Raw genomic sequence first — 21903 nt, 5'->3', positions numbered from 1 at the left:
CCGGTAGGTTTGGCCGGTGCGAAAGTCGATGGTCACCGGGCTGCTGCTGGTCGCCGCCCTGACAGCGGCGTGCGGGCAGAAGGTGCAGGGCAGCCCGCTGGCCGACCCGCAGGCCCTGGTGGACAGCCCGACGTCGTCCTCGCCGTCGTCGGGTTCCACCAAACCGTCCGCCGGGCCGCTGGACAGCCCGCCGGCCACGGACGCGCCCGCGATGGAGCAGAAGCTGTGCAAGCTGCTGACCTTCGACGACCTGCCGTTCAAGGACCAGGGCGCCAACGCCACCCAGCCGACCGCGAACACCAACATCAACGCGGACTTCGACCAGTCCTGCCGGTGGACCTACGAGATCGGCACCCCGCAGACCAAGGTCGGGGTGCAGCTGTACTACCGCAAGACCCGGTCGCTCGCGGTGAAGAACCCGACCGGCACGTACACCGTGGCCGGGCGGCCGGTGAGCTACCAGCAGAGCGAGGACGCGTCCTGCGTGCTGTCGATGAAGTACTCGGACGGCAACGTGGGCATCGGCGTGATCGACAGCAGCCAGCTGTTCGGGCCGCAGTGCGAGCTGGGCCGCAAGGTCGCGGAGATCATCATCCCGCGCGAGCCGGCGGCGTTGTCCTAGTGGACACCGCTCGAATCGTCGCCCGGTGCACCGAGGTGCTGGGGGAGTGCACGTTCGTCGCGGACCGGTCGATGGCACACGGCGAGGCCGTCGTGGTCGAGGTGGTCGACGCGTCCGGCACCGGCTGGATCGCCAAACACGTTGTGCAGGAAAAGAAGTACCGGCAGGAGCTGGGCGCCTACCGGGACTGGGTGCGGATGCTTTCGGACTCAGCGCCGGCGCTGCACTCGGCGCACGACGACATGAACATGCTGCTGTTGAACAAACTCAACGGCACAACCGTCGAAGGCACGCGGTGGGAGTACGACCCGTCGATCTACCACCGCATCGGTGAACTGACGCGACTGCTACACGTCAGCGCCGCACCCGTCGTCGACGAGGACTACGCCGAGAACCTCGTGGAGGACCTCGAGAAGTACCTGTTCCGCGGCGCGCACCTGTTGTCCCACGCGGAGATCGACAGCGCCCGCGACCAGGTCGGCGAGATCACCGAGATGCCGCCGTTGATCACCGTCCCCTGCCACCTCGACAACCAGCCGCGCAACTGGCTCGTCGACGACGACGGCACCGTGCGTCTGATCGACTTCGGTCACGCCCGCCGCCAACCCTGGATCACCGACACCAACCGCATGGACCTGCGCCACTGGCGCCAGTCCCCAGAGTTACGCGAGGCCTTCTACGACGGCTACGGCCGTACCCCCACCGACGACGACATGTACTTCTACCGCCTCTACCTCGCCTACCTCGGCGTCACCACCATCGTGTGGGCCTACGAACACGGCGACCCCACCTTCGCGGCCGAAGGCCGAGGCTGGCTCCGCGAACTGATGGGCTGACCATTTCGCAGGGGCGCTGAGGACGCTCGTTTCGGCGCACTCACACCTCACGGTTATCCACAGCCAGCGTCAACCCCCGGCCGCGTCCCCTCTACGTCGATAGACTGGCCTTGGGGCCGCCCCCGGGAGGGTGGGGGCTCCGTCAAAGTCGATCACCCGCATGAGTGCAGGCACGACCTCTAGTTGATCATGTGATTGTCGAGATCCCATGATCGTGTTGGAGAGTCGTGCCTGCCGTGTCATCGTCCCCGATGCCCGTGGTGTTTGATCAAGTGGGCCCAATCGAGCCATGGCGGGTAGTTGACCTGCGGGAATACCTCGGCAGGTGACCGACCGGCGGGACCGGCGAGGGATTCGGCACTCGCTGGGCTCACTGTTGACGATCGGGGCGGTCGCGGTCGCCGCGGGTGCGCGATCGACCACCGCGATCGGGGAATGGGCCGCGGACGCCCCTCAATCAGTCCTGAAACAGTTGGGTGCACGGTTCGACCCGCGACAGGCCCGGTTCGTCGCGCCAGGCGAGGCGACCATGCGTCGAGCACTGGGCCGGGTCGACGGCGATGAACTGGACGCCGCGATCAGTGTCTGGATCCTCGACCGCGCCACCCAGAAACCGCACCAGACAGTGACCACGACATCGCTGCCCAGGACATCGGTGTCGAGGATCCGAGTGCCGTCGAGGATGTGGATGTGGTGGTTTCGGTGCCGTTGGTGGCGGTCGCGGTGGACGGCAAAACCTTACGAGGCACCGTTCCCCGCACCGGCGGCGCCGGAGTACACCTACTCGCAGCGTTCACCCACCGCGCCGGGACCGTCGCCGCACAACGACTCGTCCCGATCGGTACCAGCGAGATCGCCTGGTTCACCCCACTGCTGGACTGTCTCGAGTTGACCGGAGTCGTCATCACCGCGGACGCCCTGCACACCGTCCGCGATCACGCCACCTACCTCACCGGCCGCGACGCCCACTACGTGTTCACCGTCAAGAAAAACCAGCACCGCCTGCACGCCAGACTCGCCGCTCTGTCCTGGCCGACAATCGAGCAGCACACCACCGAGGACACCGGGCACCACCGCATCGAACACCGCGCCATCCACCTCCGGACCGCACCCGACACACCCGACGATCTGGATTTCCCTGGTGTGGCACAGGTTTTCCGCATCACCCGCGACCGCACCGACCGCGCCACCGGCAAACACGAAACCCACACCTGGTTCGGGGTCACCAGCCTCACCCCCGAACAGGCCGATCCCGCCTGCATCGCGTTCCTGCTACGCGGACACTGGAGGATCGAGAACAGACTGCACTGGGTCCGCGACGTCACCTGCACCGAAGACACCTCTCGACTGCGCACCGGCAACGCACCCCGCGCCATGGCCTCCCTACGCAACCTCGCCAGCAGCGCCCTACGCACAACAGGGTGGATCAACATCGCCCAAGCCCTCCGCCACATGGGCCCGAGACACCACCCGACCACTCACCCTGCTCGGAATCCATGCCTGACCAGCCACAACCGATTTTGACCGAACCCTGCCCGGGAGGGTGGGGGGTTCTGGTGGCCGTTGCGGCATTGCTGCGAGTTGGCGACTGCGGGGCGGGCGGTCGGGAACTGCGGTTCGAGGGGCGTCGTTGCCGGTCGGGTGGTGGGATGGGCCTGGTCCGGCTTGAGGGTGGTTCGTAACCGTGGTGTCGTTGGGTAGTTAAGGCTACGGCAGGGTAAGTTACCGGCAGTAGCTCGCCGAGGAGGAGTTCCCATGGCCGCCTACCAGACCATTGTTGTCGGCACGGATGGGTCGGACTCGTCGTACCGTGCGGTGGACCGGGCCGCGGCGGTGGCCGCGGACAGTGGTGCGACGCTGGTCATCGCGTGTGCGTACCAGCCCGCGAGCCGGCGTGATGTCGAGCATGCGCAGGACGAGCTGGGCAGTGATGTGGCGTATCAGGTCGTCGGGTCGGCGCCTGCCGAGGACACCGTGCGCACCGCGTCCGAGCGGGCCACGAAGGCCGGTGCGACCAAGATCGACACGGTGATCGTGGACGGTGAGCCGGTGCCGACGCTGACCCACCTGGTCCGCGAGCGGCAGGCCGATCTTCTGGTGGTCGGCAACCGGGGGCTGAACACGCTGGCCGGGCGCATTCTCGGGTCCGTGCCGTCGGAGGTCGCCCGGAAGTCGGGGGTCGACGTGCTCATCGTGCACACCACGTGAACGAGTCGCTGCCGGCGCGGGTCGAACGGGTCCTGCTGGGCGGCCGGCGCAAGTACACGCGCGTGCAGGTGGCCGAGAAGGCCGGGATGCCGCTGGAGCGCGCGACGGAACTGTGGCGGTCGCTGGGGTTCGCGAGTGTCGGCGACGACGAGGTGGTGTTCACCGAGGCCGATGTCGAGGCGTTGCGGCTGGTCAAGGAGCTGACCGAGCTCGGGCTGTACGACGCGGGCGCGCAGAACTCGATCGCGCGCGTGCTCGGCCAGCACATCTCCCGGATCGCCGAGATGGAGGTCCGCGTGCTGCAGGAGCTGATCGCGGCCCAGCCGGACCTGCTGGCCGACGAGCGCGGCTTCGCCCAGTTCATCGACCAGCTGATCCCGGACCTGGAACGGTTGCACGCCTTCACCTGGCGCCGCCAGCTCACCGCGTACGCGGGCCGGGCCCTTGCGGCGCCTGAGGAATCGCTCGACTCCGCGCAAGAAGTCGTCGGCTTCGCCGACATGGTCGGGTACACGTCGCTGACCCGGCGGTCCAGCGAGGCCGAACTGTCCCATGTGCTCGAACAGTTCGAGACCATGGTGACCAAGGCGATCGGCGAACAGCACGGCCGGGTGGTGAAGATGCTCGGCGACGAGGTGCTGTTCGTCGCGGACACCCCGCAGGCGGGCGCCGAGATCGCGTTGACCCTCGTCGAACTGGCGGAGGCGGACCCGGATCTGCCGTCGTTGCGCGCGGGCATGGCGTATGGGCGTGTGCTGTCGCGCTTCGGTGATGTCTACGGGTCGACGGTGAACATCGCGAGCCGTTTGACGTCCATTTGCAACCCCGGTGCAGTGCTTGTGGACGCGGAGTTGGCCGCCGCACTACAAGACGATCCCGCGTACACGATCCGGCACCGCCGTCCTGTGTCCGTGCGCGGCTTCCACCGGCTCAAGCCGTCGGTGCTGCGCCGGGCTACCAGCGCTTCGAAGTAGGGCGCCGGCGAAGACGGGCCTGCCAACACGCCTTGTGCCAGTGCCGTCGGTCCTCGACGTTGCCGTAGTCGTCCGTGGGCCACGCCACCACATGCGGGACGCCCGGCCCGATCTCGTGGTCGCAGCCCGGACACCGGTAGGTCTTGGCGGAACCTGTGACGGACCGGACATTCCAGTCCCCGTCCGGGCCCTCCTCGCCGCGCTGGAACGTCCCCGACGGTCTCGGCCGGGGATCGTCACGCTTGGCGCGGTTCCTGCGGGGCACAGCTGGTGACTATATTTCGGTCCGTGCCCACCTATGAGTTCAAGTGCCGTGACTGTCACGACACGTTCGAGGTCAACCGGCCGATGAGCGAGTCCAGCGCGCCCGCCAGCTGCCCCGAGGGTCACACCGACACGGTGAAGCTGCTGTCCATGGCGGGTCTCGCCGGGACCGCAGCCGTCACGTCCGGCGGTGGTGGCGGCGGTGGGGGATGCTGTGGTGGCGGCTGCTGCGGCGGCTGAGGGGTACGACACCGCCCGGACCGCCTTGTGGATCGGCGGTGCCCAATGGGCCGGGAAGACCACGGTCGCCCGGATCCTAGCGTACCGCCATCGGCTCACGGCCTACCACTGGGACTACTTCGACGTCCGGACGTACACGGATCGGCTCCGGGCCGCGGGCGTCGAGACCGGGCCGCCGGACTGGGTGAACTCCACCCCAGCCGACCTGGCGACCCGCGCACTTGACCTGTTCCCGCGGCGGTTCGAGTACACCCTGGAGGACCTGCGCGGCCTGGTCTCCCCGCACCCGGTTCTCGCCGAGGGCTGGGGCCTGCGCCCGGAACTGGTGGCGCCGCTGCTGTCCGCGCCGACGCAGATGATCGTCATGGTGCCCACGGACGAGTTCCGCGCCCACCAGATCCGCACCCTGCCCCGCGCGCAGGCCGTCGGCGCCGTCGTCACCAACCCCGGACGGGCCCAACGCAACCGGCTCGCCCGCGACCGTCTCATCGCGACAGACGCCGTGGAGTCCGCGCGCCGCTTGGGAATCCGTGTCCTCGAGGTCGACGGCAGCCAGGACGCCGAAGCCGTCGCCGACATCCTCACGGACCACTTCCGGCCGCACCTGCCCTGAACGCGAAAGAGCCCCGCCGCGGCACGGCGGGGCTCTTCGCTCCGAGCTCAGTACTGGTTGATCAGGGTGGTGGGGCCGACGGCCCAGCCGCCCGGGTGGCTGGCCCACTTCTCGACCGGGCTGTCCAGGCCGGTGGGGTTGCCGTTCCAGGTGAACAGGCGCGTGACGCCGCCGCCGTAGTCGTACAGGGCGCCGATGTCGGTCTTGCCGTCGCCGTTGAAGTCACCGGTGGTGAACTTGCTCTGGCCCATGTTCCAGCCGTTGCTCAGCCACTTCGAGGTGGCGTCGGTGAAGCCGGTGGCCGTGGCGGACCACACGTAGATGCGCGTGGTGTTGTTGCCGTAGTCGTACGTGCCGCCGACGTCGGTGCGGCCGTCGCCGTTGAAGTCACCGGTGAACAGGCGGGTCCGCGCGCCTTCCCACTGGCCGGTGCCGCTGGCCCACTTCGAGGTCGCGCCGGTGAACCCGGACCCGGTCGACTCCCAGGTGAACAGCCGCACGGTGTTGCCCTGGTAGGAGTACAGCGCGCCGATGTCGGTCTTGCCGTCGCCGTTGAAGTCACCCGTGACGAACTGGCTCTGGCTGGTGTTCCAGCCGCCGGGGTTGCTCTGCCACTTCACCGTCGGGTCGGCGAACTTGTCCGTGCCGTACTCCCACACGAACAGCTTGGCCACGCCGTTGCCGTAGTCGGCGAACGCGGCGATGTCGGTCTTGCCGTCGCCGTTGAAGTCGCCGGAGACGAACTTGGCCTTGGACGCGTCCCAGCCGTTGCTCTCCCAGCGCGGGGTGGCGCCGGTGAAGCCGGTGTCGGTGGCCTGCCAGACGAAGATGCGGGTCAGCGCGTTGCCGTAGTAGTAGACGCCCGCGATGTCGCCCTTGCCGTCGCCGTTGAAGTCACCGGTGACGAACTTGGTCTTGGCGATCGACCAGTTTCCCTGGCCGCTGGACCACTTGGTGGTCGCGTCGGAGAACCCGGCGCCGGTGGAGACCCAGTTGTACATGCTGGTGGTGTCGTTCGTGTAGTCGTAGAACGCGCCGATGTCGTCCTTCTTGTCACCGGTGAAATCGGTGACCGTCGGAACGGCCGTGGTGGCGGACACGACCGTCGACGCCGGGCCGTCCTGGCCGTTCACGACCGGCACGATCTTGTAGTACCAGGTCTGGTTCGCCGCGAGCGCGGTGTGCGTGAAGCCGGGAGTCGTCACGGTGCCCAGCAGCGTCGGCGCGTCCGGCGTGGTCGAGCCGTAGACGCGGTAGGAGGCGTTGGCCTGCGAGGAGATCCGGGCCCACGACAGGGTGATCGCGTGTTGCGGAGCCGGAGTCGCGGTCAGGTCGAGCAGCTGCGACTCGAGCCAGCCGCCGAGGTTGTCCACACGGGACTCAACGGCGCCCTGCCGGGTCTCGGTCTCGCCGAAACACCCGTGCTGCCACGAAGTGCTGTGCACCGCGACGAGCTCAGCCCCGCCGCCGGTCTCCCGGAACGCCGGGCCGCCGGAGTCGCCCTTGCACGTGGTGGCGCCGTTCCCGGCCTGTGGCAACAGGTTCAGCGTGGTCGCGGCGACGGCGTCGACCGTGGCCGTGGCGCTGTGCAGCCGGTCGGGCACCCACTCGGTGGCGGTCCGGCCGTAACCGGTGATCCGCACCACGTCGTCCTTGGCGGGCGCGGTGGTGGCGACCTTGACCGGCGTGATGCCGGTGACCGGAGCGGCCAGCCGGGCCAGCACCAGGTTGCGGTCCGCGCGGAACGCCAGCCTGGTCACCGGCGCGACCTGGCCGCCGGTGCCGGTCAGGTTCGTGCGCCCGATCGTGGCCGTGGTGGCCTTGGCCGGGGCGCCGTCCTGCCCGTTGTTCTCCGGGAAACAGCTGCTCGCGGTGAGCAGCCACTGCACGTCGATCAAAGTACCGCTACAGCTGCGGACTCCGCCGATGTCGAGCTTCGCGGAGAACGGGAACGACCCGTCCGGCGCGGGCGCCCCACCGGTGATCGCCCCGGCCGATCCGGCGGAGAGCAGGCTCGCCCCGGCCAGGCCGGCGGCCAGCAGCCCCGCTCGCAAACGTCTGGATGACACGTCGAGACACACCCCTGTAGAAGAGATTTCGCAGGCACAGGCGGAAAAGCGCCGCAATTCTCGGAATCGAGAAGCCCACGCCACGAAGGCCGCGTGAAACGCGGCCACCCCAGATTCGTGAGTATTCCCCCAGGAATTACTTCACCACCCCGCGGGCACGACCCTAGGCGGTCCGTGGCCCGGAGGACAAGGTGGGGTCAGGGGATTTGGTGGAGGTGGTGGCGCAGATCACCGGCGAGGTCGACGGTCACCCGCCGTTCGGTGAACCGCCATTGCCCGTCGCGCCGCGTGAACGTGTCGTGATAGCGCCCGCTCGCGATGGGCTGCAACGGCAACAGGTCCGCGACCGCCTGGAACACGGTGAAGTACGACCGCGCGGCGGCGGTGTCGCCGTCGAGCTCCAGGATGGTGTTGGTGGTGACGTGTTTGGTCCTCGGCGTGCCGTCCGGGTAGAGGATCACGATGCGCTGGAAGGCTTTCGTGACGTCCGCGGCACCGCTGGCCGAGCCGAAGCCCGCGCTGTACGTGCCTTCCGCGAACAGCTCGCCGACCCCGGCGAAGTCGCCGGTGTCGACCAGTTCCGCGTAACGCGCGATGAGGTTGTGCAGGTCCCGGTCGCTCACGGGCGGGGCTTCGGCACCGGCTTGGCCACCGGTTTCGTGGTGTCCAGCGGGAGCTCCTCCGGCTCGGCCGGCTCCCAGTGCTCCTTCGGCGGGCCACCGGCCGCCTCGGTCTGCGTGAGCGCGGTGAACTTCCTGGTCGGCGGCTCCTCGGCGGCCGGGTTGCCGTCCTGCGGCCGGCGCTCCTCGGGCAACGGGTCCAGCACCGGCGTCGCGTTGTCCAGCACCACGTCCGCGTCCTGGATCAGGCTGCGCGCCTGGCGAAGCTGATTGGCCACGCGGGTACGCAGCTGGCGCAGGGCGGCGACGCGCTGGGCGGCATGGCTGATCCGGCGGTTGGCCTCGTCGGTCGCCTCGCGCACCCGCCGGTGCGCCTCCTCGCTGGCCTCCTGCAGCCGCGCGTTGGACTCGGTGAGCGCTTCGTGCCTGCGGCGGTTGGCCTCCTCGGTCGCCTCCCGCACGCGCCGCTCGGCCTCGGCCTTGCTGGTGGCCTCCTGCTCGGCGAGCGCGCGCATGGACTCGGTGCGCCGCGAGGCCATCGCGATCTCGAAGTCCTCCTCGACCTGGGTGCGCCGCTGCTCGGACTCCGCGTCCAGCCGGTTGCGCTCGGCCTCGGCCTTCGAGGTGATCTCGTCGGCGTCCGCCCGCGCCTTGGCCAGCACGTTGAGGTGCTCGGCCTCCATCTCGGCGCGCCGGGTGTCCAGGCCGCGCAGCATCTCCTCGTAGCGGGCGCGCAGGGCGTTCGCGTCGGTCTCGGCCTTGGCCCGGATGTGCCCGGCCTCGGCCTCGGCGCGCGCCTTGGTCTCGGTCGCCTCGTCCTGGGCCAGCCGCAGCATCCGCTGCAGGCGTTCGCTCAGGCCCTCCAGCGTGGTCGGCGGCAGCGACAGGCGTTCGACCTGGCCGCGCAGGTCGTCGATCTCCGACCGCGCGATCTCCAGCTGCCGAGCGAGGTCGGCCGCCTGGGACACCGCCGCGTCCCGGTCGGCGGCCAGCAGCTTGAGGTCGTTGTCCACCCGTTCGAGGTGGTCGTCGACCTGCATCTTGCTGTAGCCACGCTTGGTGATGTCGAAGCCGACACCGAGCGGTACGAGCTCGCGTTCCTCGCCTAGCGCCATGCCCCCAACCTACCCCGCACGGTTCAGCGCCATGTGCGCGTATACCACATCACAACTCTTGACCGGCCGGCCAACCAAGCGCACTATCGACACGTAGGACCTTTTCTCCTTCCCGGAGGTGATCGCCATGAGCGACACAACGTCCACCAGGGCATGGACCCGCTGGCAGGACTGGGCCGAAGTGGTTCTCGGGGTCGTCGCGGTGCTGTCCCCGCTGTGGCTGACCACGACCAACACCATCACCTGGACCATGGTCGTGCTCGGCGCCCTGATCGTCCTCGACGGTCTGTTCTCACTGGCCATGCCGGGCGTCGTGTTCGGTGAGTACGTGCAGATCGTGCTGGGTGTGCTGCTGTTCATCTCGCCGTGGGTGATGGGCTTCACCGACATGACCGGCGCGATGTGGAGCGCGTTCATCATCGGTGCGCTGACGGCCATCGCCGGCGCAGTCGCCCTGCCCGCCGCCACCACCGCCCACCAGGGCATGGCGGGCCAGCACTGAGCTGACCGAATCCCTTGCGGAGCGCGCTCCGGGCTTGGTGTGATGCCGGGGCGCACTCCGCCGCGAGGGGGTACCAGTGTCGAAGTCAGCCGACGCCAAGGAGCGGATCCTCACCGCGGCCGAGAAACTGTTCGCCGAGACGGGCTTCGACGCCACCCCGACCTCGAAGATCGCCGAGGCCGCGCACGTGCCCAAGGGCCTCGTGCACTACTACTTCCGCCGCAAGTCCGACCTGCTGACCGCGTTGGTGCAGCGGCTGCCGGACGAGCACATCGAACCGTCGAAGGTTGTCGTCCCCGGTGACGTGGCCGCGAGCCTGCGCCACCTGGTGGCCGAACTGGACCACCGGCTGAGCAAGTCCCGCCTGCTGTCCCACCTGTTGTGGCGCGAGGCGGACACCCACAGCGCCGTCCGCGAGGCGCTCCAGGCCCGCTACCACTCGATCGTCGTGCAGGTCCGCTCGGTGATCCTGGCCGCGGGCGCGGGCACGATCGCCATGTCGGACGTGGACAGCGCGGCCGGCCTGTTCGCGTTGGCCGTCAGCTACCGGCATTCGGTGGCCCGGCACGCCGAGGAGACGCCGCCGCCGATGGACCGCGAGGTCTCGTTCATCGCCGATGCGCTGACTCTGGGCGCGGGACAGAGCTCCTGACCCACATCAACACGATCGCGGCGATCGCGATGGCCACTCCGATCGGGCTGAGATAGGTCTGCGACGGCAGCTTCATCGCCGCCACACCGCCGACCGCGACCAGCGCCATGACAACTGTCGCCCGGACTCTTCCTTTGGGCAGCCTGGTAGCGAACCAGACGGACAGCCCGGCCAGCACGACGTGCACGACCTCCGCGCCCAACGCCGTGCCCTCGGCGGCGTCGCGGTTGGGCGCGAACGCCGTACCGATGAACGCGTTGACTGTCGGCTCCCAGTTGAGCCACAACAGCACGGCGATGACGATCTGGAACACAGCCTCGGCGTACAGACACCTTGCCGCCCAACGCATTGTCACGTCCGGAACCTCCATCGGGGTTCTTTCTTGGGGTGGTTACGGCGTTTGGCGGCGGGCCCACGCTGCTCCCAGTCATCGGTGAGCCGCGTGAGCAGGCTTGTGAGGGTCCGCAGGTCGTCCTCGGACCAGTCGGCGACGACTTCCGCGAACACGGTCAGGCCCGCGGCTTCGAGGTGCTGGAGCTCCTTGGTACCGGCCTCGGTGACCTCGACGAGGCAGGTGCGGGCGTCCGCGGGATCGGCCTCGACGGTGACCTGCCCGGCGTCCTCAAGGGCCTGCACGTGCCGGGTCACCGACGAAGGCGCCATGTCGAGCGCCTCCCCGATCGTCCCCGGCCGGACCGGCCCCTGCGCAGCCACGACGTGCAGCACGCCCACGCGTGGCGCGTCGAAGGACCGGCTCATGCCCCGGCGAGCGTCGTCGACCAGCCGGAACGTCGCCCGGTTGACCGCTCGGACGAGTTCCGTTCGTTCCATGAAGGAAAGATATCACGCCCGGCGAAACCCCAGGCCACGAGGGGCGTGACCTGGGGTTTCGGGGAGATCAGACGCCGCGGAAGCGGTTGATCTCGGTGAGGTGCTTCGCGCGCAGTTCGGGGTTGGTCACGCCGAGGCCTTCCTCGGGGGCCAGGCACAGCACGCCGACCTTGCCCTGGTGGGCGTTGCGGTGCACGTCGTAGGCCGCCTGCCCGACCTCGGTGAGCGGGTAGGACTTCGACAGGGTCGGGTGGATCTTTCCCTTGGCGATCAACCGGTTCGCCTCGGAGGCCTCGCGGTAGTTGGCGAAGTGCGAACCCACGATCCGCTTGAGGTGCATCCACAGGTACCGGTTGTCGTAGCTGTGCATGAACCCGGAGGTCGACGCGCAGGTCACGATCGTGCCGCCGCGACGGGCGACGAACACGCTGGCACCAAAGGTCTCCCGGCCCGGGTGCTCGAACACGATGTCCGGGTCCTCGCCGCCGGTCAGCTCACGGATCCGGGCGCCGAACCGCTTCCACTCCCGCGGGTCCGGGGTGTCCTCGTCCGACCAGAACCGGTAGTCCTCGGCCGCGCGGTCGATGATCAGCTCGGCGCCCATCCGCCGGCAGATCTCGGCCTTCTGCGGGCTGGACACCACGCACACCGGGGTCGCGCCGCCGTTCAGCGCGAACTGGGTCGCGTACGACCCCAGACCGCCCGAGGCGCCCCAGATCAGCACGGTGTCGCCCTGCTTCATCGCGGCGCCGTTGTGCGACACGAGCTGGCGGTACGCCGTGGAGTTCACCAGACCGGGCGACGCCGCCTCCTCCCACGTGAGGTGCGCCGGCTTGGGCATCAGCTGGTTGGACTTCACCAGCGCGAGGTCGGCCAGGCCGCCGAAGTTCGTCTCGAACCCCCAGATCCGCTGCTCGGGGTCCATCATCGTGTCGTTGTGCCCGTCCGGGTGCTCCAGCTCGACCGAAAGGCAGTGTGCGACAACGGCATCGCCGGGCTTCCAGGCCTGCACACCCGGCCCGGTGCGCACGACCACGCCGGCCAGGTCCGAGCCGACCACGTGGTAGGGCAGGTCGTGGCGTTTGGCCAGCTCGGACGTCTTGCCGTAGCGGCGCAGGAAGCCGAACGTGTCCAGCGGCTCGAAGATCGACGTCCAGACCGTGTTGTAGTTGATCGCCGACGCCATCACCGCGATCAGCGCCTCGCCCGGTCCCAGCTCGGGCGTGGCCACGTCCTCGACGTGCAGCGACTTGCGCGGGTCCTTGTCGCGGGTCTCCAGGCCGGCGAACATGTCCACCTCGTCGGCGTGCACCGTCACCGCCCGGTAGTGATCCGGTACCGGGATATCGCCGGCGGCGTTCAGGTCACCCGAAAGAATGGCGTCACGGATCTTTTCCACGGTGTGCCTCCAGGTCGCGAATGCCCGGAGGTTACCCACCGGTAACCGAAGATCACCACAATTGTGAGACCTGCGCCACCGGGACCGATTCAGCGCTCCGAAGCGGGCTCCACCAATTCCACCAGAACGCCTCCGGCCGATTTCGGGTGAATGAAGTTCGTCCGGCTGTTCTGGGTGCCGTGCCGGGGCGAGTCGAACACCACATTCAGGCCGTTGGCCCGCGCGCCGTCGGACGCCTCGTCGATGTCGGCCACCCGGTAAGCCAGCTGCTGCATGCCGGGACCGTTGCGGGCGATGAACTTCCCGATCGTCGAGTCCGGCGACAGCGGTGCGAGCAGCTGGATCGCCGTGCCGGTGCCGTCGTCGCCGGGAACCCGCAGCATGGCCTCGCGCACGCCCTGTTCCTCGTTGACCTCCTCGGCGGTCACTTCCAGGCCGAACGCGGAACGGTAGAACTCGATCGCCTCGTCCAGGTCGGGCACGGCGATGCCGACGTGGTCGATGGCGGTCACACGGGTGGCAGGCTGCTGCGGCATAACATTGAGAGTAAGCACACTTCGCGACGCCAACGCGACAGGTCTGTGGTGTGCGCGACACAGTCCGTTGCTCGGAATCGGTTCCGTCGTTCCCCGTGGGTATGGTCTGAGGTTAACGAGCGCTTGCATTGGAGGCTGTTGTGTCCGGTTCCGTCATTGTCGCTGGAGCCCGTACCCCGATGGGGCGGCTCTTGGGGGGCCTGAAGGATTTCTCCGGCACCCAGCTGGGTGGGTTCGCGATCAGGGGTGCGCTGGAGCGAGCCGGGGTCAAGCCCGAGCAGGTGCAGTATGTGATCATGGGCCAGGTGCTCACCGCGGGCGCGGGCCAGATTCCCGCCCGCCAGGCCGCCGTGAACGCCGGTATCCCGATGAGCGTGCCCGCGCTGACCATCAACAAGGTCTGCCTGTCCGGCCTGGACGCGATCGCGCTGGCCGACCAGCTGATCCGCGCCGGTGAGTTCGACATCATCGTCGCGGGCGGCCAGGAGTCGATGACCCAGGCGCCGCACCTGATGCCGAAGTCCCGCTCCGGCTTCAAGTACGGCGACGTGGCCATGCTCGACCACATGGCGCACGACGGCCTGTTCTGCGCCTTCGACCAGGTCGCCATGGGCGCGTCGACGGAGAAGTACAACTCCCGCTACAACGTCACCCGCCAGCAGCAGGACGAGTTCGCGGTGCGCTCACACCAGCGTGCCGCGGATGCGCAGAAGAACGGCATCTTCGCCGAGGAGATCGTGCCGGTGCAGGTCCCGCAGCGGAAGGGCGACCCGATCGTCATCGCCGACGACGAGGGCATCCGCGGCGACACCACCGTCGAGGCGCTGGGCAAGCTGCGGCCCGCGTTCGCCAGCGACGGCTCGATCACCGCCGGTTCGGCCTCGCCGATCTCCGACGGCGCCGCGGCGGTCGTGGTGATGAGCAAGGCGAAGGCCGAGGAGCTGGGCCTGTCCTGGATCGCCGAGATCGGCGCGCACGGCGTGGTCGCCGGCCCGGACGCCAGCCTGCACGAGCAGCCGTCCAACGCGATCAAAGCCGCGCTGGCCAAGGAGAAGCTCGAGCCGGCCGACCTGGACCTGGTGGAGATCAACGAGGCCTTCGCTGCCGTCGGCCTGGTGTCAAGCGAGCAGCTGGGGATCAGCCCGGACAAGGTGAACGTGAACGGCGGTGCGATCGCGCTGGGCCACCCGATCGGCATGTCCGGCGCGCGGCTGGTGCTGCACCTGGCGCTGGAGCTCAAGCGGCGCGGCGGCGGGGTCGGTGCCGCGGCGTTGTGCGGTGGCGGCGGGCAGGGCGACGCGCTGGTGATCCGAGTTCCCTGACCGTGCCGGATGTCGCTGACCTGGTCGACCGCGCGCGGCGGTACGAGCCGCGCGCGGTGGCCAGGTTGATCTCGCTGGTCGAGGACGCCAGCCCGCAGCTGCGTGAGGTCGCCGCCGCGCTGGCGCCGTTGACCGGCCGCGCCCAGGTGATCGGGCTGACCGGTCCGCCCGGTGTCGGCAAGTCGACTTCGACTTCGGCGTTGGTCACTTCCCTTCGGGCGCAAGGGAAACGGGTCGGCGTGCTGGCAGTGGACCCGTCCTCGCCGTTCTCCGGCGGGGCGCTGCTGGGCGACCGGATCCGGATGCAGCAGCACGCGACCGACCCGGGTGTGTTCATCCGGTCGATGGCCACCCGCGGCCACCTCGGCGGCCTTTCCTGGGCCACGCCCCAGGCTTTGCGCGTTCTCGACGCGGCCGGGTTCGACGTGGTCCTGGTCGAGACCGTCGGGGTTGGACAGTCCGAAGTGGACGTTGTCTCGCTGGCGGACACGACGATCGTATTGCTGGCGCCCGGGATGGGCGACGGCATCCAGGCCGCCAAGGCGGGCATCCTGGAGATCGCCGACGTGTTCGTGGTCAACAAGGCCGACCGGGACGGCGCCGAGGCGACCGTGCGGGACCTGAAGAACATGGTGGCCATGTCCCGGCGCGGGGTCGCCGGAAGTTCGTGGCGCCAGCCGATCGTGCCGACCGTTGCGTCCACAATGGATGGCGTGGACGATGTCGTGAAGGCGATCGAGACCCATCACCAGTGGCTCGTCGAGCACGATGAACTGGGCCAACGGCGGTACCGGCGGGCCCGTGCCGAGGTCGAGGCGATCGCGCTGGAGTCGGTGCGCGCCAAGCTCGGCGGCCCCGGCGAGGACGCGTTGCGCCGGTTGTCCGAACGCGTCTCAGCGGGTGAGATCGACCCGTACACCGCCGCCGACCGGCTGGTTGAGGGAATATCCGGCGGGTAACCGGCGTCAGGTGGAGCACACACCGACGGAAGGGGCGGTTGATGAAGTTCGGCATCTCCACGTTCGTCAATGACGACGGGATCAGGCCGGCCGAGCTGGCCCGGGCCGTCGAAGAGCGTGGGTTCGACTCGCTGTTCGTCCCGGAGCACTCGCACATCCCGGCCAGCCGCGAGACGCCGTACCCGGGCGGCGGCGACCTGCCGCCGGTCTACTACCGCACGCTCGACCAGTTCGTCACGCTCACCGCCGCGGCCGTCGCGACCGAGCGCCTGCTCGTCGTCGCCGCGATCAACCTGCTGATCCAGCGCGACCCCATCCACGTCGCCAAGGAGACCGCGAGCGTCGACCTGGTCTCCAACGGGCGCCTGGTCTTCGGCGTCGGCGCGGGCTGGAACCTCGAGGAGATGCGCAACCACGGCACCGACCCGGACACCCGCGGCGCCGTGCTGGACGAGCGGATCGAGGCGATCAAGGCCATCTGGACCACCGAACCGGCCGAGTACCACGGCAAGCACGTCGACTTCGACCCGATCTTCAGCCGCCCCAAGCCCGTCCAGCAGCCGCACCCGCCGATCTACTTCGGCGGCAACTCCAAAGCGACCGTCCGCCGGGTCATCCAGCACGGCGGCGGCTGGCTGGCCAACCCGTTCCCGATCGAGCAGCTCACCACCCGGATCGCCGCCATGCGCGACGGCGCCGGCCGCGACGTGCCGGTCAGTGTGTTCGGTGTGGCCAAGGACGAGGACGTGTGGCGCGCCTACCAGGGTCTGGGCATCGAGCGTGCCGCCCTGTTCCTGCCGACCCGGCCGCGCGACGAGAGCCTCAAGCTGCTGGACACCTACGCCGAGCAGGTCGCGAAGTTCCAGCGGGGGTAGGGACAACTCCACCACCGGCCCGGGAGTTGGCGCCATTCTTCACGAAGGGTGGCGCCAATAGCGTTGCTGCCATGACCACACAGACATTGGCGCCGGTGACAACCCCCGCGCTGCGGCTGACCGGGGTGTCCAAGGTGTACGGGTCCGGCAACAGCGCGGTGCACGCGCTGCGCGATGTCAGCATCGAGCTGCGGCGCGGCACGTTCACCGCGGTGATGGGGCCGTCCGGCTCGGGCAAGAGCACGTTCCTGCACTGTGCGGCCGGTCTGGACCAGCCGACCGAGGGGCAGGTGCTGCTGGGCGACGTCGACCTGGCCCGGATGAACGAGACCCAGCTGACCATCCTGCGCCGGGAGCGGATCGGGTTCGTCTTCCAGGCGTACAACCTGCTGTCGTCGTTGACCGTGCAGCAGAACATCACGCTGCCACTGCGTCTCGCGGGCAAGCGCGCCGACCGCCGCCTGCTGGATTCCGTGGTGCACGCGGTCGGCCTGGAGGGGCGGCTGAACCGGCTGCCCAGCGAGCTTTCCGGCGGTCAGCAACAACGAGTCGCGATCGCCCGTGCGCTGGTCACGCGGCCGGACGCGGTGTTCGCGGACGAGCCGACCGGCGCGTTGGACTCGCGGACCGCCCGCCAGGTCCTGGAGCTGCTGCGAAACGTCGTGACCGGCATGGGGCAGACCGTTCTGATGGTCACGCACGACCCGGTCGCGGCCTCGTACGCGGACTCGGTGGTGTTCCTGGCCGACGGCCGGATCGCCGGGGAGATGCACCGGCCGACGCCGGAACGGATCGCCGAGCGCATGACCCACCTCGGGGACCGCTGAGAAGGTGTAGCCCGCTCCACTGTGCGGGCCCGGCGTTCACGGGAGACTGACTAGCATGGTGAAACAGTGGGGGAAGAACCTGGCGTACCTGGCGGCCGTGGCCTGCACCGCGCTGGTGTCACTGCCGTTGCTGATCTTGTTGCCGATGTCGGTCATGTCGATCGCCTTCGCCGGCGTGGGGTTCGTCCTCATCCCGGTGTACGTGATCATCGTGCGGCTGTGGACCGACCTGCACCGGACGCTCGTCGGGCTGGTCCTGCCCCAACGCGTGCCGCTCGCGCTGCGGATGCCGCAGGGGTCGGTGCTGGCCCGGTTCCGCCAGGCGGTGACGGACGCCAACACCTGGCGCGACCTGGTCTGGCTGGTGGTGCACGGGTTCCTCGGGTTCTTCTCGGGCTGGGTGGCGGTGCTGGTGTGCCTGATGGCCGCGGGCGGGGTGTTCACCACGTTGTTCTGGTGGACGCTGCCGCGGAGCGACTCGCTCCAGATCGTGGACGTCCACATCACCAACTGGGCCCTGGCTCTGGTGGTCGGCCTGCCGATGACGATCTTCGGGGGTATCGGCGCCCGGTACGCGATCCCGTTCCTCGCCCAGACGCACGCGCACATGTCCCGGGTGCTGCTCTCGCCATCGCTGGAGGCCCGGGTCGAGGAACTGACCGAGACCCGTGCGGGCGCGGTCGACGCGCACGAGGCCGAGCTGCGCCGGATCGAGCGGGACCTGCACGACGGGACGCAGGCGCGGCTGGTGTCGATCGCGATGCGGCTGGGCGTGGCGGAGAAGTCGATGTCCACCGAGGACCCGGCGGCCGTGCTGGTGCGGGAGGCACGGGAGGGCGCCGAACAGGCCATGGGGGAGCTGCGGGACGTCATCCGGACGATGTACCCGCCGATCCTGGCCGACCGCGGGCTGTCCGGAGCGTTGACCGCGTTGGGCGCGCGGTGCCCGGTGCCGGTCGGGGTGGAGGTCGGTGAGCTGCCACGGATCCCGCCCGCGGTGGAGGCGGCGGCGTACTACGTCGTGGCGGAGGCGCTGACCAACGTTGCCAAGCACAGCAAGGCAACGCGGGCGTCGGTCCGGGTGACGTGGGACGACGCGGTGGTGATCATGGTGGCGGACAACGGGTTCGGCGGGGTCGACGAGGCGCGCGGCACGGGGGTGCTGGGGATGCGGCGCCGGGTGGCGGCCCTGGACGGTACGTTGACCGTGGACAGCCCGGCCGGCGGGCCCACCGTGATCTCCGTGGAGGTGCCTTGCGGGTCGTGATCGCCGAGGACAACGTGCTGCTCCTCGAGGGCCTCAACCTCCTGCTGCGGTCCAGCGGTATCGAGGTGGCGGCCACCGCGATCACCGGCGACGCCTTCGTGGCGGCGGTGCGGTCTCACCAGCCGGACGTGACCATTGTGGACGTCCGGCTGCCACCGTCCTTCCGCGACGAAGGCCTGCGCGCGGCTTTGGCTGTGCGCAAGGAGTTCCCCTCGCTGCCGGTGCTGGTCCTGTCGCAGTACGTCGAGGAGACCTACGCGGCGGAGCTGCTCGCGGACGGGCGGGGCGGGGTTGGCTACCTGTTGAAGGACCGGGTCAGCCGGGTGGACGCGTTCATCGACGCGCTGCACCGGGTGGCCTCCGGCGGGACGGTGATGGACCCCGAGGTGGTCGCGCAGCTGCTGGTGCGCAAGCGGGACCCGGTGTCCCAGCTTTCGCCGCGTGAACTGGAAGTCCTCGAGCTGATGGCCCAGGGGCTGGGCAACGGCGAGATCGCCACGCGCCTGGTGGTGACCGACCGCGCGGTGCACAAGCACATCGGCAACATCTTCGCGAAACTCGACCTGCCCGCCAGCGACAGTGGCCATCGTCGCGTTCTGGCGGTGCTGGCGTACCTCAACCGTTAGCCTGTCCCGGTGCGGGACGAATGGAACAACGCGGTCTCGGCCCTCGGCGGTTCAGTGGTCTCAACGGACCTGGAAACCCGTTACGCCGAACCCCACCGCAAATACCACAACGCCACGCACATCCACGCGGTCCTGCGGGACGCGACCCTGTTGGTGCCTTCGCTGGATCCCGTGCTCGTCCTGGCGATCTGCGCGCACGACGTGATCTACAACGCCCACCCGGGCGACGACGAACGCGAAAGCGCCGCCTGGGCCCGGACCTGGCTGACCTCCTCAGCTGTGGCGGAACCCCACATAGCCGCCGTCGAGTCCCACATCCTCGCCACCATCACCCACACCTCCGAAAACCCCGCGACCCAGGTCCTGCTGGACGCCGACCTCGCCATCCTCGCGGCCGAACCGGATGCATACGACGTGTACATAAGGTGTGTACGAGCGGAATACGCGTCGTATGCGGAGCCGGAGTGGCGAGCGGGCCGCGCCAAAGTCCTGAGCTCCCTCCTCACCCGCGACCCCCTCTACCAAACCCCACGCGCCCAAACCCTCTGGACCACCCAAGCCCGAACCAACCTCAACCGCGAACTCACCACCCTCACCTAACTCCCAACACCCCCACCCCCCAACGTGGAACACGCCCACCCCCAACGTGGAACACGGGGTACCCCAACGTGGGACACGGCCCGCCCGAACGTGGGACACGCGCGGACGAGAGCGCGCCGACCCATCCCCGCGCGTGTCCCACGTTCGTGGGGGTCGTGTTCCACGTTCGTGGGGGGTGTGTTCCCCGTTGGTGGGGGGTGGGTTTCCCGTTCGTCTGGTGGGTCAGGTGGGTGGGCGGAGCGGTGTTCGTGGTGGTTGCGCCCGGCGGACGGCGATCCCGATCTCCTTCGTGGCTGGAACGGCGGGTGCCCGGGTGGGCACCCGCCGGTCGCGCTATCGGGTCCAGCCTGGCACACCCGGCAAGGGGCCGGATGGCAGTGCCGACGGGCCGGCGGCCAGGGTTGCGGCCGTCGGGGGTTCGACTGCGGCGCAACGGGTTCCGGGCGCCGGGGTCTTCAACGTCGCGAAGTATGTGTTCACGGCGGTGTTGACGCAGTCGCTGCGGCCATACACACCGTGGCCCCAGCCTTCGTAGGTCAGGAACACGGTGGTGTCCCTGGTCTGGTTGTGCGCGTTGGCGGCCCAGGCGTAGGCGGTCGCCGGGTCGTGGATGGCGTTGAGCATCAGGATCTTCGGCGCGTGCCGGATGTTCAACCGGTGCTGCGGGTTGTTGACCTTCGTCGGCAGGCCGATGCAGCCGGTGTACGCGGTGTGGCCCAACGCGCCGCCGCGCATGTGCGGTGCGATGGCGTTCTCGGCCGTGGCCACCGCCTGGTACTCCGCGAAGCTACGCACCGGCAGGCTCCAGTCCGAGCAGAACGCCGCCTGGAACACGTCGTTCACTTCCTGGTCGGCGAAAGCCTTGGTGCCAAGCGGCTTCTCCGCGTCCAGGGCGGCGATGAACTCGGCGAGCGGAGCCCAGCTGGGGCCGTAGAAAGCGCCGAACGAGGCCTGGATGACGTTGCGCGCGGTCAGTTTCACCGTGGGGTCGTCCGGGTCGGTGAGTTCGCCGCGGTCGGCCCTGGCCAGCACGCTGTCCCACACTCGGGCCGCGCCCTTGTCGTGCAGCACACAGGAAGTGGTGCGGTCACACCACTTCACCCACTCGTTGAACGAATCCTCCGCGGTGGCCGCCTCGGTCGCCGCGAACGCCCAGGTCCCCAGGCTGTGGTCCATGTTGCTGTCGATGACCATCGCCCGGATCTTGTCGCCGTACCGTTCGGCGTACTGCTGGCCCATCAGCGTGCCGTACGAGACGCCGTAGTAGTTGATCTTCTTCTCGCCCAGCGCCCGCCGGATCGAGTCCATGTCCTGGATGGTCGCGCCGGTGTCGGCGTGGTCGGTGATGGCGCCGCTGCGCTTGCGGCAGTCCGCCAGCAGGTCACGGTTGAACTTGGCCAGCGCGTCGAACTCGGCCTGGTTGCGCGGATACCGTGACGGCGCGGCTCGCTCCAGGTCCAGCGAGCACCTGACCGGCGCGCTGCGGGCGACACCGCGCGGGTCCCACCCGATGATGTCGAAGCGCGACTTGATCTCTTCCGGCCAGTTCTTGAACAGCGCGTAGCTCACGCCGGACCCGCCCGGGCCACCCGGGTTGACCAGCATGACGCCCAGCCGCTTGGCCGGGTCGGTCGCCTTGCGGCGCGCCACCGCGAGGTCGAACTTCTCCCCGGCCGGGTTCGCGTAGTCGATGGGCAGCTTCAGGCTGCCGCACTCGCCCGTCGGGTCCTCGGGACACGGTTTCCAGTCGATCGAGCCGACCGGCACCGCGTCGATCTCCGCCGGTTGAGCGTTCGCCAGCGAACCACTGACCACCAGGGTCCCGCTGACGAGCGCCACCCCGAACGCCCGCGTGATCGATCGCAAAGAGTCACCCTCCCTAGTCCTTGCCTCTGTGCGACCGACCCTGCCAACACCGTGAGTGAGCCTGCGACCGCCAGAAGTAG

25 protein-coding genes and 1 pseudogene are annotated in these 21903 nt (G+C 69.1%); 17 read left to right on the top strand and 9 right to left on the bottom strand.

The genetic code is table 11. The features are described 5' to 3' along the window. The first annotated feature begins 16 nt into the window (after positions 1–16). The 6 genes and pseudogenes from AB0J95_RS26380 (at position 17) to AB0J95_RS26355 (ending at position 4640) form a co-directional block, all read left to right on the top strand. Entirely contained in the window at positions 17–622 is a 606-nt protein-coding gene (locus AB0J95_RS26380) for a DUF3558 family protein (protein ID WP_364763032.1), read from the top strand. Continuing rightward, entirely contained in the window at positions 622–1458 is an 837-nt protein-coding gene (locus AB0J95_RS26375) for a phosphotransferase (RefSeq protein WP_364763029.1), read from the top strand. Before AB0J95_RS26380 ends, AB0J95_RS26375 begins: the two co-directional genes overlap by 1 nt. A 325-nt stretch (positions 1459–1783) precedes the next feature. Then, a pseudogene (locus tag AB0J95_RS26370) lies at positions 1784–2038 on the top strand (transposase family protein); the annotation flags it as partial. Between the two features lie 104 nt (positions 2039–2142). Continuing rightward, complete coding sequence (locus AB0J95_RS26365; RefSeq protein ID WP_364763027.1) at positions 2143–2982, top strand: ISAs1 family transposase; 840 nt, start codon at positions 2143–2145, stop codon at positions 2980–2982. A gap of 231 nt (positions 2983–3213) precedes the next feature. Beyond that, complete coding sequence (locus AB0J95_RS26360; protein ID WP_364763024.1) at positions 3214–3666, top strand: universal stress protein; 453 nt, start codon at positions 3214–3216, stop codon at positions 3664–3666. After that, a complete protein-coding gene (locus tag AB0J95_RS26355; protein WP_364763021.1) occupies positions 3663–4640 on the top strand; it encodes an adenylate/guanylate cyclase domain-containing protein in 978 nt (325 codons plus the stop codon). The genes AB0J95_RS26360 and AB0J95_RS26355 overlap by 4 nt, the downstream gene beginning before the upstream one ends. Here the strand turns inward: AB0J95_RS26355 and AB0J95_RS26350 are convergent. After that, complete coding sequence (locus AB0J95_RS26350) at positions 4621–4905, bottom strand: hypothetical protein (protein ID WP_364763018.1); 285 nt, start codon at positions 4903–4905, stop codon at positions 4621–4623. The two genes, AB0J95_RS26355 and AB0J95_RS26350, sit on opposite strands and share 20 nt — an antisense overlap. 23 nt (positions 4906–4928) lie before the next feature. Between AB0J95_RS26350 and AB0J95_RS26345 the strand changes: the two genes are divergently transcribed. After that, entirely contained in the window at positions 4929–5144 is a 216-nt protein-coding gene (locus AB0J95_RS26345) for a zinc ribbon domain-containing protein (RefSeq protein ID WP_364763016.1), read from the top strand. Next, entirely contained in the window at positions 5107–5757 is a 651-nt protein-coding gene (locus AB0J95_RS26340; protein WP_364763014.1) for a hypothetical protein, read from the top strand. Before AB0J95_RS26345 ends, AB0J95_RS26340 begins: the two co-directional genes overlap by 38 nt. A gap of 47 nt (positions 5758–5804) precedes the next feature. Here the strand turns inward: AB0J95_RS26340 and AB0J95_RS26335 are convergent, their stop codons facing one another. The 3 genes from AB0J95_RS26335 to AB0J95_RS26325 form a co-directional block, all read right to left on the bottom strand. Next, the gene (locus AB0J95_RS26335; RefSeq protein ID WP_364763012.1) at positions 5805–7826 is read right to left on the bottom strand and encodes an FG-GAP-like repeat-containing protein; all 2022 of its coding nucleotides are present in this window, start codon (positions 7824–7826) and stop codon (positions 5805–5807) included. A gap of 197 nt (positions 7827–8023) precedes the next feature. Beyond that, positions 8024–8449: a nuclear transport factor 2 family protein gene (locus tag AB0J95_RS26330; RefSeq protein WP_364763009.1), complete on the bottom strand. Its 426-nt coding sequence runs from the start codon at positions 8447–8449 to the stop codon at positions 8024–8026. Further along, a complete protein-coding gene (locus AB0J95_RS26325) occupies positions 8446–9561 on the bottom strand; it encodes a chromosome segregation protein (protein WP_364763006.1) in 1116 nt (371 codons plus the stop codon). The genes AB0J95_RS26330 and AB0J95_RS26325 overlap by 4 nt, the downstream gene beginning before the upstream one ends. 127 nt (positions 9562–9688) lie before the next feature. Here AB0J95_RS26325 and AB0J95_RS26320 point away from each other — a divergent pair, with 127 nt between their 5' ends. Next, positions 9689–10063 (top strand): SPW repeat protein, encoded by a 375-nt coding sequence (locus AB0J95_RS26320; RefSeq protein ID WP_364763003.1) that lies wholly within the window; start codon positions 9689–9691, stop codon positions 10061–10063. 76 nt (positions 10064–10139) lie between these two features. Continuing rightward, complete coding sequence (locus AB0J95_RS26315) at positions 10140–10715, top strand: TetR/AcrR family transcriptional regulator (RefSeq protein ID WP_364763000.1); 576 nt, start codon at positions 10140–10142, stop codon at positions 10713–10715. Here AB0J95_RS26315 and AB0J95_RS26310 read toward each other — a convergent pair. The 4 genes from AB0J95_RS26310 to mce all read right to left on the bottom strand — a co-directional run bounded on the left by AB0J95_RS26310 (position 10672) and on the right by mce (position 13481). Further along, complete coding sequence (locus tag AB0J95_RS26310) at positions 10672–11070, bottom strand: hypothetical protein (RefSeq protein ID WP_364762998.1); 399 nt, start codon at positions 11068–11070, stop codon at positions 10672–10674. The two genes, AB0J95_RS26315 and AB0J95_RS26310, sit on opposite strands and share 44 nt — an antisense overlap. Next, positions 11067–11546 carry a MarR family winged helix-turn-helix transcriptional regulator gene (locus tag AB0J95_RS26305; RefSeq protein ID WP_364762995.1) on the bottom strand — a complete coding sequence of 160 codons (480 nt, stop codon included), beginning with the start codon at positions 11544–11546 and terminating at the stop codon, positions 11067–11069. The genes AB0J95_RS26310 and AB0J95_RS26305 overlap by 4 nt, the downstream gene beginning before the upstream one ends. A gap of 67 nt (positions 11547–11613) precedes the next feature. Next, the gene (ccrA, locus tag AB0J95_RS26300; RefSeq protein WP_364762992.1) at positions 11614–12945 is read right to left on the bottom strand and encodes a crotonyl-CoA carboxylase/reductase; all 1332 of its coding nucleotides are present in this window, start codon (positions 12943–12945) and stop codon (positions 11614–11616) included. An 89-nt stretch (positions 12946–13034) separates the two neighbouring features. Next, complete coding sequence (gene mce, locus AB0J95_RS26295; RefSeq protein WP_364762989.1) at positions 13035–13481, bottom strand: methylmalonyl-CoA epimerase; 447 nt, start codon at positions 13479–13481, stop codon at positions 13035–13037. Positions 13482–13621: 140 nt separating this feature from the next. Between mce and AB0J95_RS26290 the strand changes: the two genes are divergently transcribed. The 7 genes from AB0J95_RS26290 to AB0J95_RS26260 all read left to right on the top strand — a co-directional run bounded on the left by AB0J95_RS26290 (position 13622) and on the right by AB0J95_RS26260 (position 19957). Further along, complete coding sequence (locus AB0J95_RS26290) at positions 13622–14803, top strand: acetyl-CoA C-acetyltransferase (protein ID WP_364762986.1); 1182 nt, start codon at positions 13622–13624, stop codon at positions 14801–14803. Next, on the top strand, positions 14800–15762 hold the full coding sequence (gene meaB, locus AB0J95_RS26285; RefSeq protein ID WP_364763770.1) for a methylmalonyl Co-A mutase-associated GTPase MeaB: 963 nt from the start codon (positions 14800–14802) through the stop codon (positions 15760–15762). The genes AB0J95_RS26290 and meaB overlap by 4 nt, the downstream gene beginning before the upstream one ends. 41 nt (positions 15763–15803) lie before the next feature. Further along, positions 15804–16637, top strand: a complete 834-nt coding sequence (locus tag AB0J95_RS26280) for an LLM class F420-dependent oxidoreductase (RefSeq protein ID WP_364762983.1) — start codon at positions 15804–15806, stop codon at positions 16635–16637. Between the two features lie 71 nt (positions 16638–16708). Continuing rightward, the gene (locus tag AB0J95_RS26275) at positions 16709–17464 is read left to right on the top strand and encodes an ABC transporter ATP-binding protein (RefSeq protein WP_364762980.1); all 756 of its coding nucleotides are present in this window, start codon (positions 16709–16711) and stop codon (positions 17462–17464) included. A 55-nt stretch (positions 17465–17519) separates the two neighbouring features. Then, positions 17520–18731, top strand: a complete 1212-nt coding sequence (locus AB0J95_RS26270; RefSeq protein WP_364762977.1) for a sensor domain-containing protein — start codon at positions 17520–17522, stop codon at positions 18729–18731. Next, on the top strand, positions 18719–19357 hold the full coding sequence (locus AB0J95_RS26265) for a response regulator transcription factor (RefSeq protein WP_364762974.1): 639 nt from the start codon (positions 18719–18721) through the stop codon (positions 19355–19357). Before AB0J95_RS26270 ends, AB0J95_RS26265 begins: the two co-directional genes overlap by 13 nt. Positions 19358–19366: 9 nt before the next feature. Then, positions 19367–19957 carry a hypothetical protein gene (locus AB0J95_RS26260; RefSeq protein ID WP_364762971.1) on the top strand — a complete coding sequence of 197 codons (591 nt, stop codon included), beginning with the start codon at positions 19367–19369 and terminating at the stop codon, positions 19955–19957. 333 nt (positions 19958–20290) lie between these two features. Here AB0J95_RS26260 and AB0J95_RS26255 read toward each other — a convergent pair whose 3' ends face one another. After that, a complete protein-coding gene (locus AB0J95_RS26255) occupies positions 20291–21823 on the bottom strand; it encodes an alpha/beta fold hydrolase (protein WP_364762968.1) in 1533 nt (510 codons plus the stop codon). Positions 21824–21903 lie beyond the last annotated feature (80 nt).

The sequence above is a fragment of the Actinocrispum sp. NPDC049592 genome, assembly GCF_040675465.1.
In the GTDB taxonomy this organism is placed as follows: Bacteria; Actinomycetota; Actinomycetes; order Mycobacteriales; family Pseudonocardiaceae; genus Kibdelosporangium.
This window is presented reverse-complemented; position numbering and strand designations above follow the sequence as displayed.

Bases quoted from the DNA above. Each gene is read 5' to 3' on its own strand.
- AB0J95_RS26320 (WP_364763003.1), top strand. From the start codon at position 9,689: ATGAGCGACACAACGTCCACCAGGGCATGGACCCGCTGGCAGGACTGG.
- AB0J95_RS26305 (WP_364762995.1), bottom strand. From the start codon at position 11,546: ATGGAACGAACGGAACTCGTCCGAGCGGTCAACCGGGCGACGTTCCGG.
- AB0J95_RS26325 (WP_364763006.1), bottom strand. From the start codon at position 9,561: ATGGCGCTAGGCGAGGAACGCGAGCTCGTACCGCTCGGTGTCGGCTTC.
- AB0J95_RS26280 (WP_364762983.1), top strand. From the start codon at position 15,804: ATGAAGTTCGGCATCTCCACGTTCGTCAATGACGACGGGATCAGGCCG.
- AB0J95_RS26360 (WP_364763024.1), top strand. From the start codon at position 3,214: ATGGCCGCCTACCAGACCATTGTTGTCGGCACGGATGGGTCGGACTCG.
- AB0J95_RS26275 (WP_364762980.1), top strand. From the start codon at position 16,709: ATGACCACACAGACATTGGCGCCGGTGACAACCCCCGCGCTGCGGCTG.
- AB0J95_RS26270 (WP_364762977.1), top strand. From the start codon at position 17,520: ATGGTGAAACAGTGGGGGAAGAACCTGGCGTACCTGGCGGCCGTGGCC.
- mce (WP_364762989.1), bottom strand. From the start codon at position 13,481: ATGCCGCAGCAGCCTGCCACCCGTGTGACCGCCATCGACCACGTCGGC.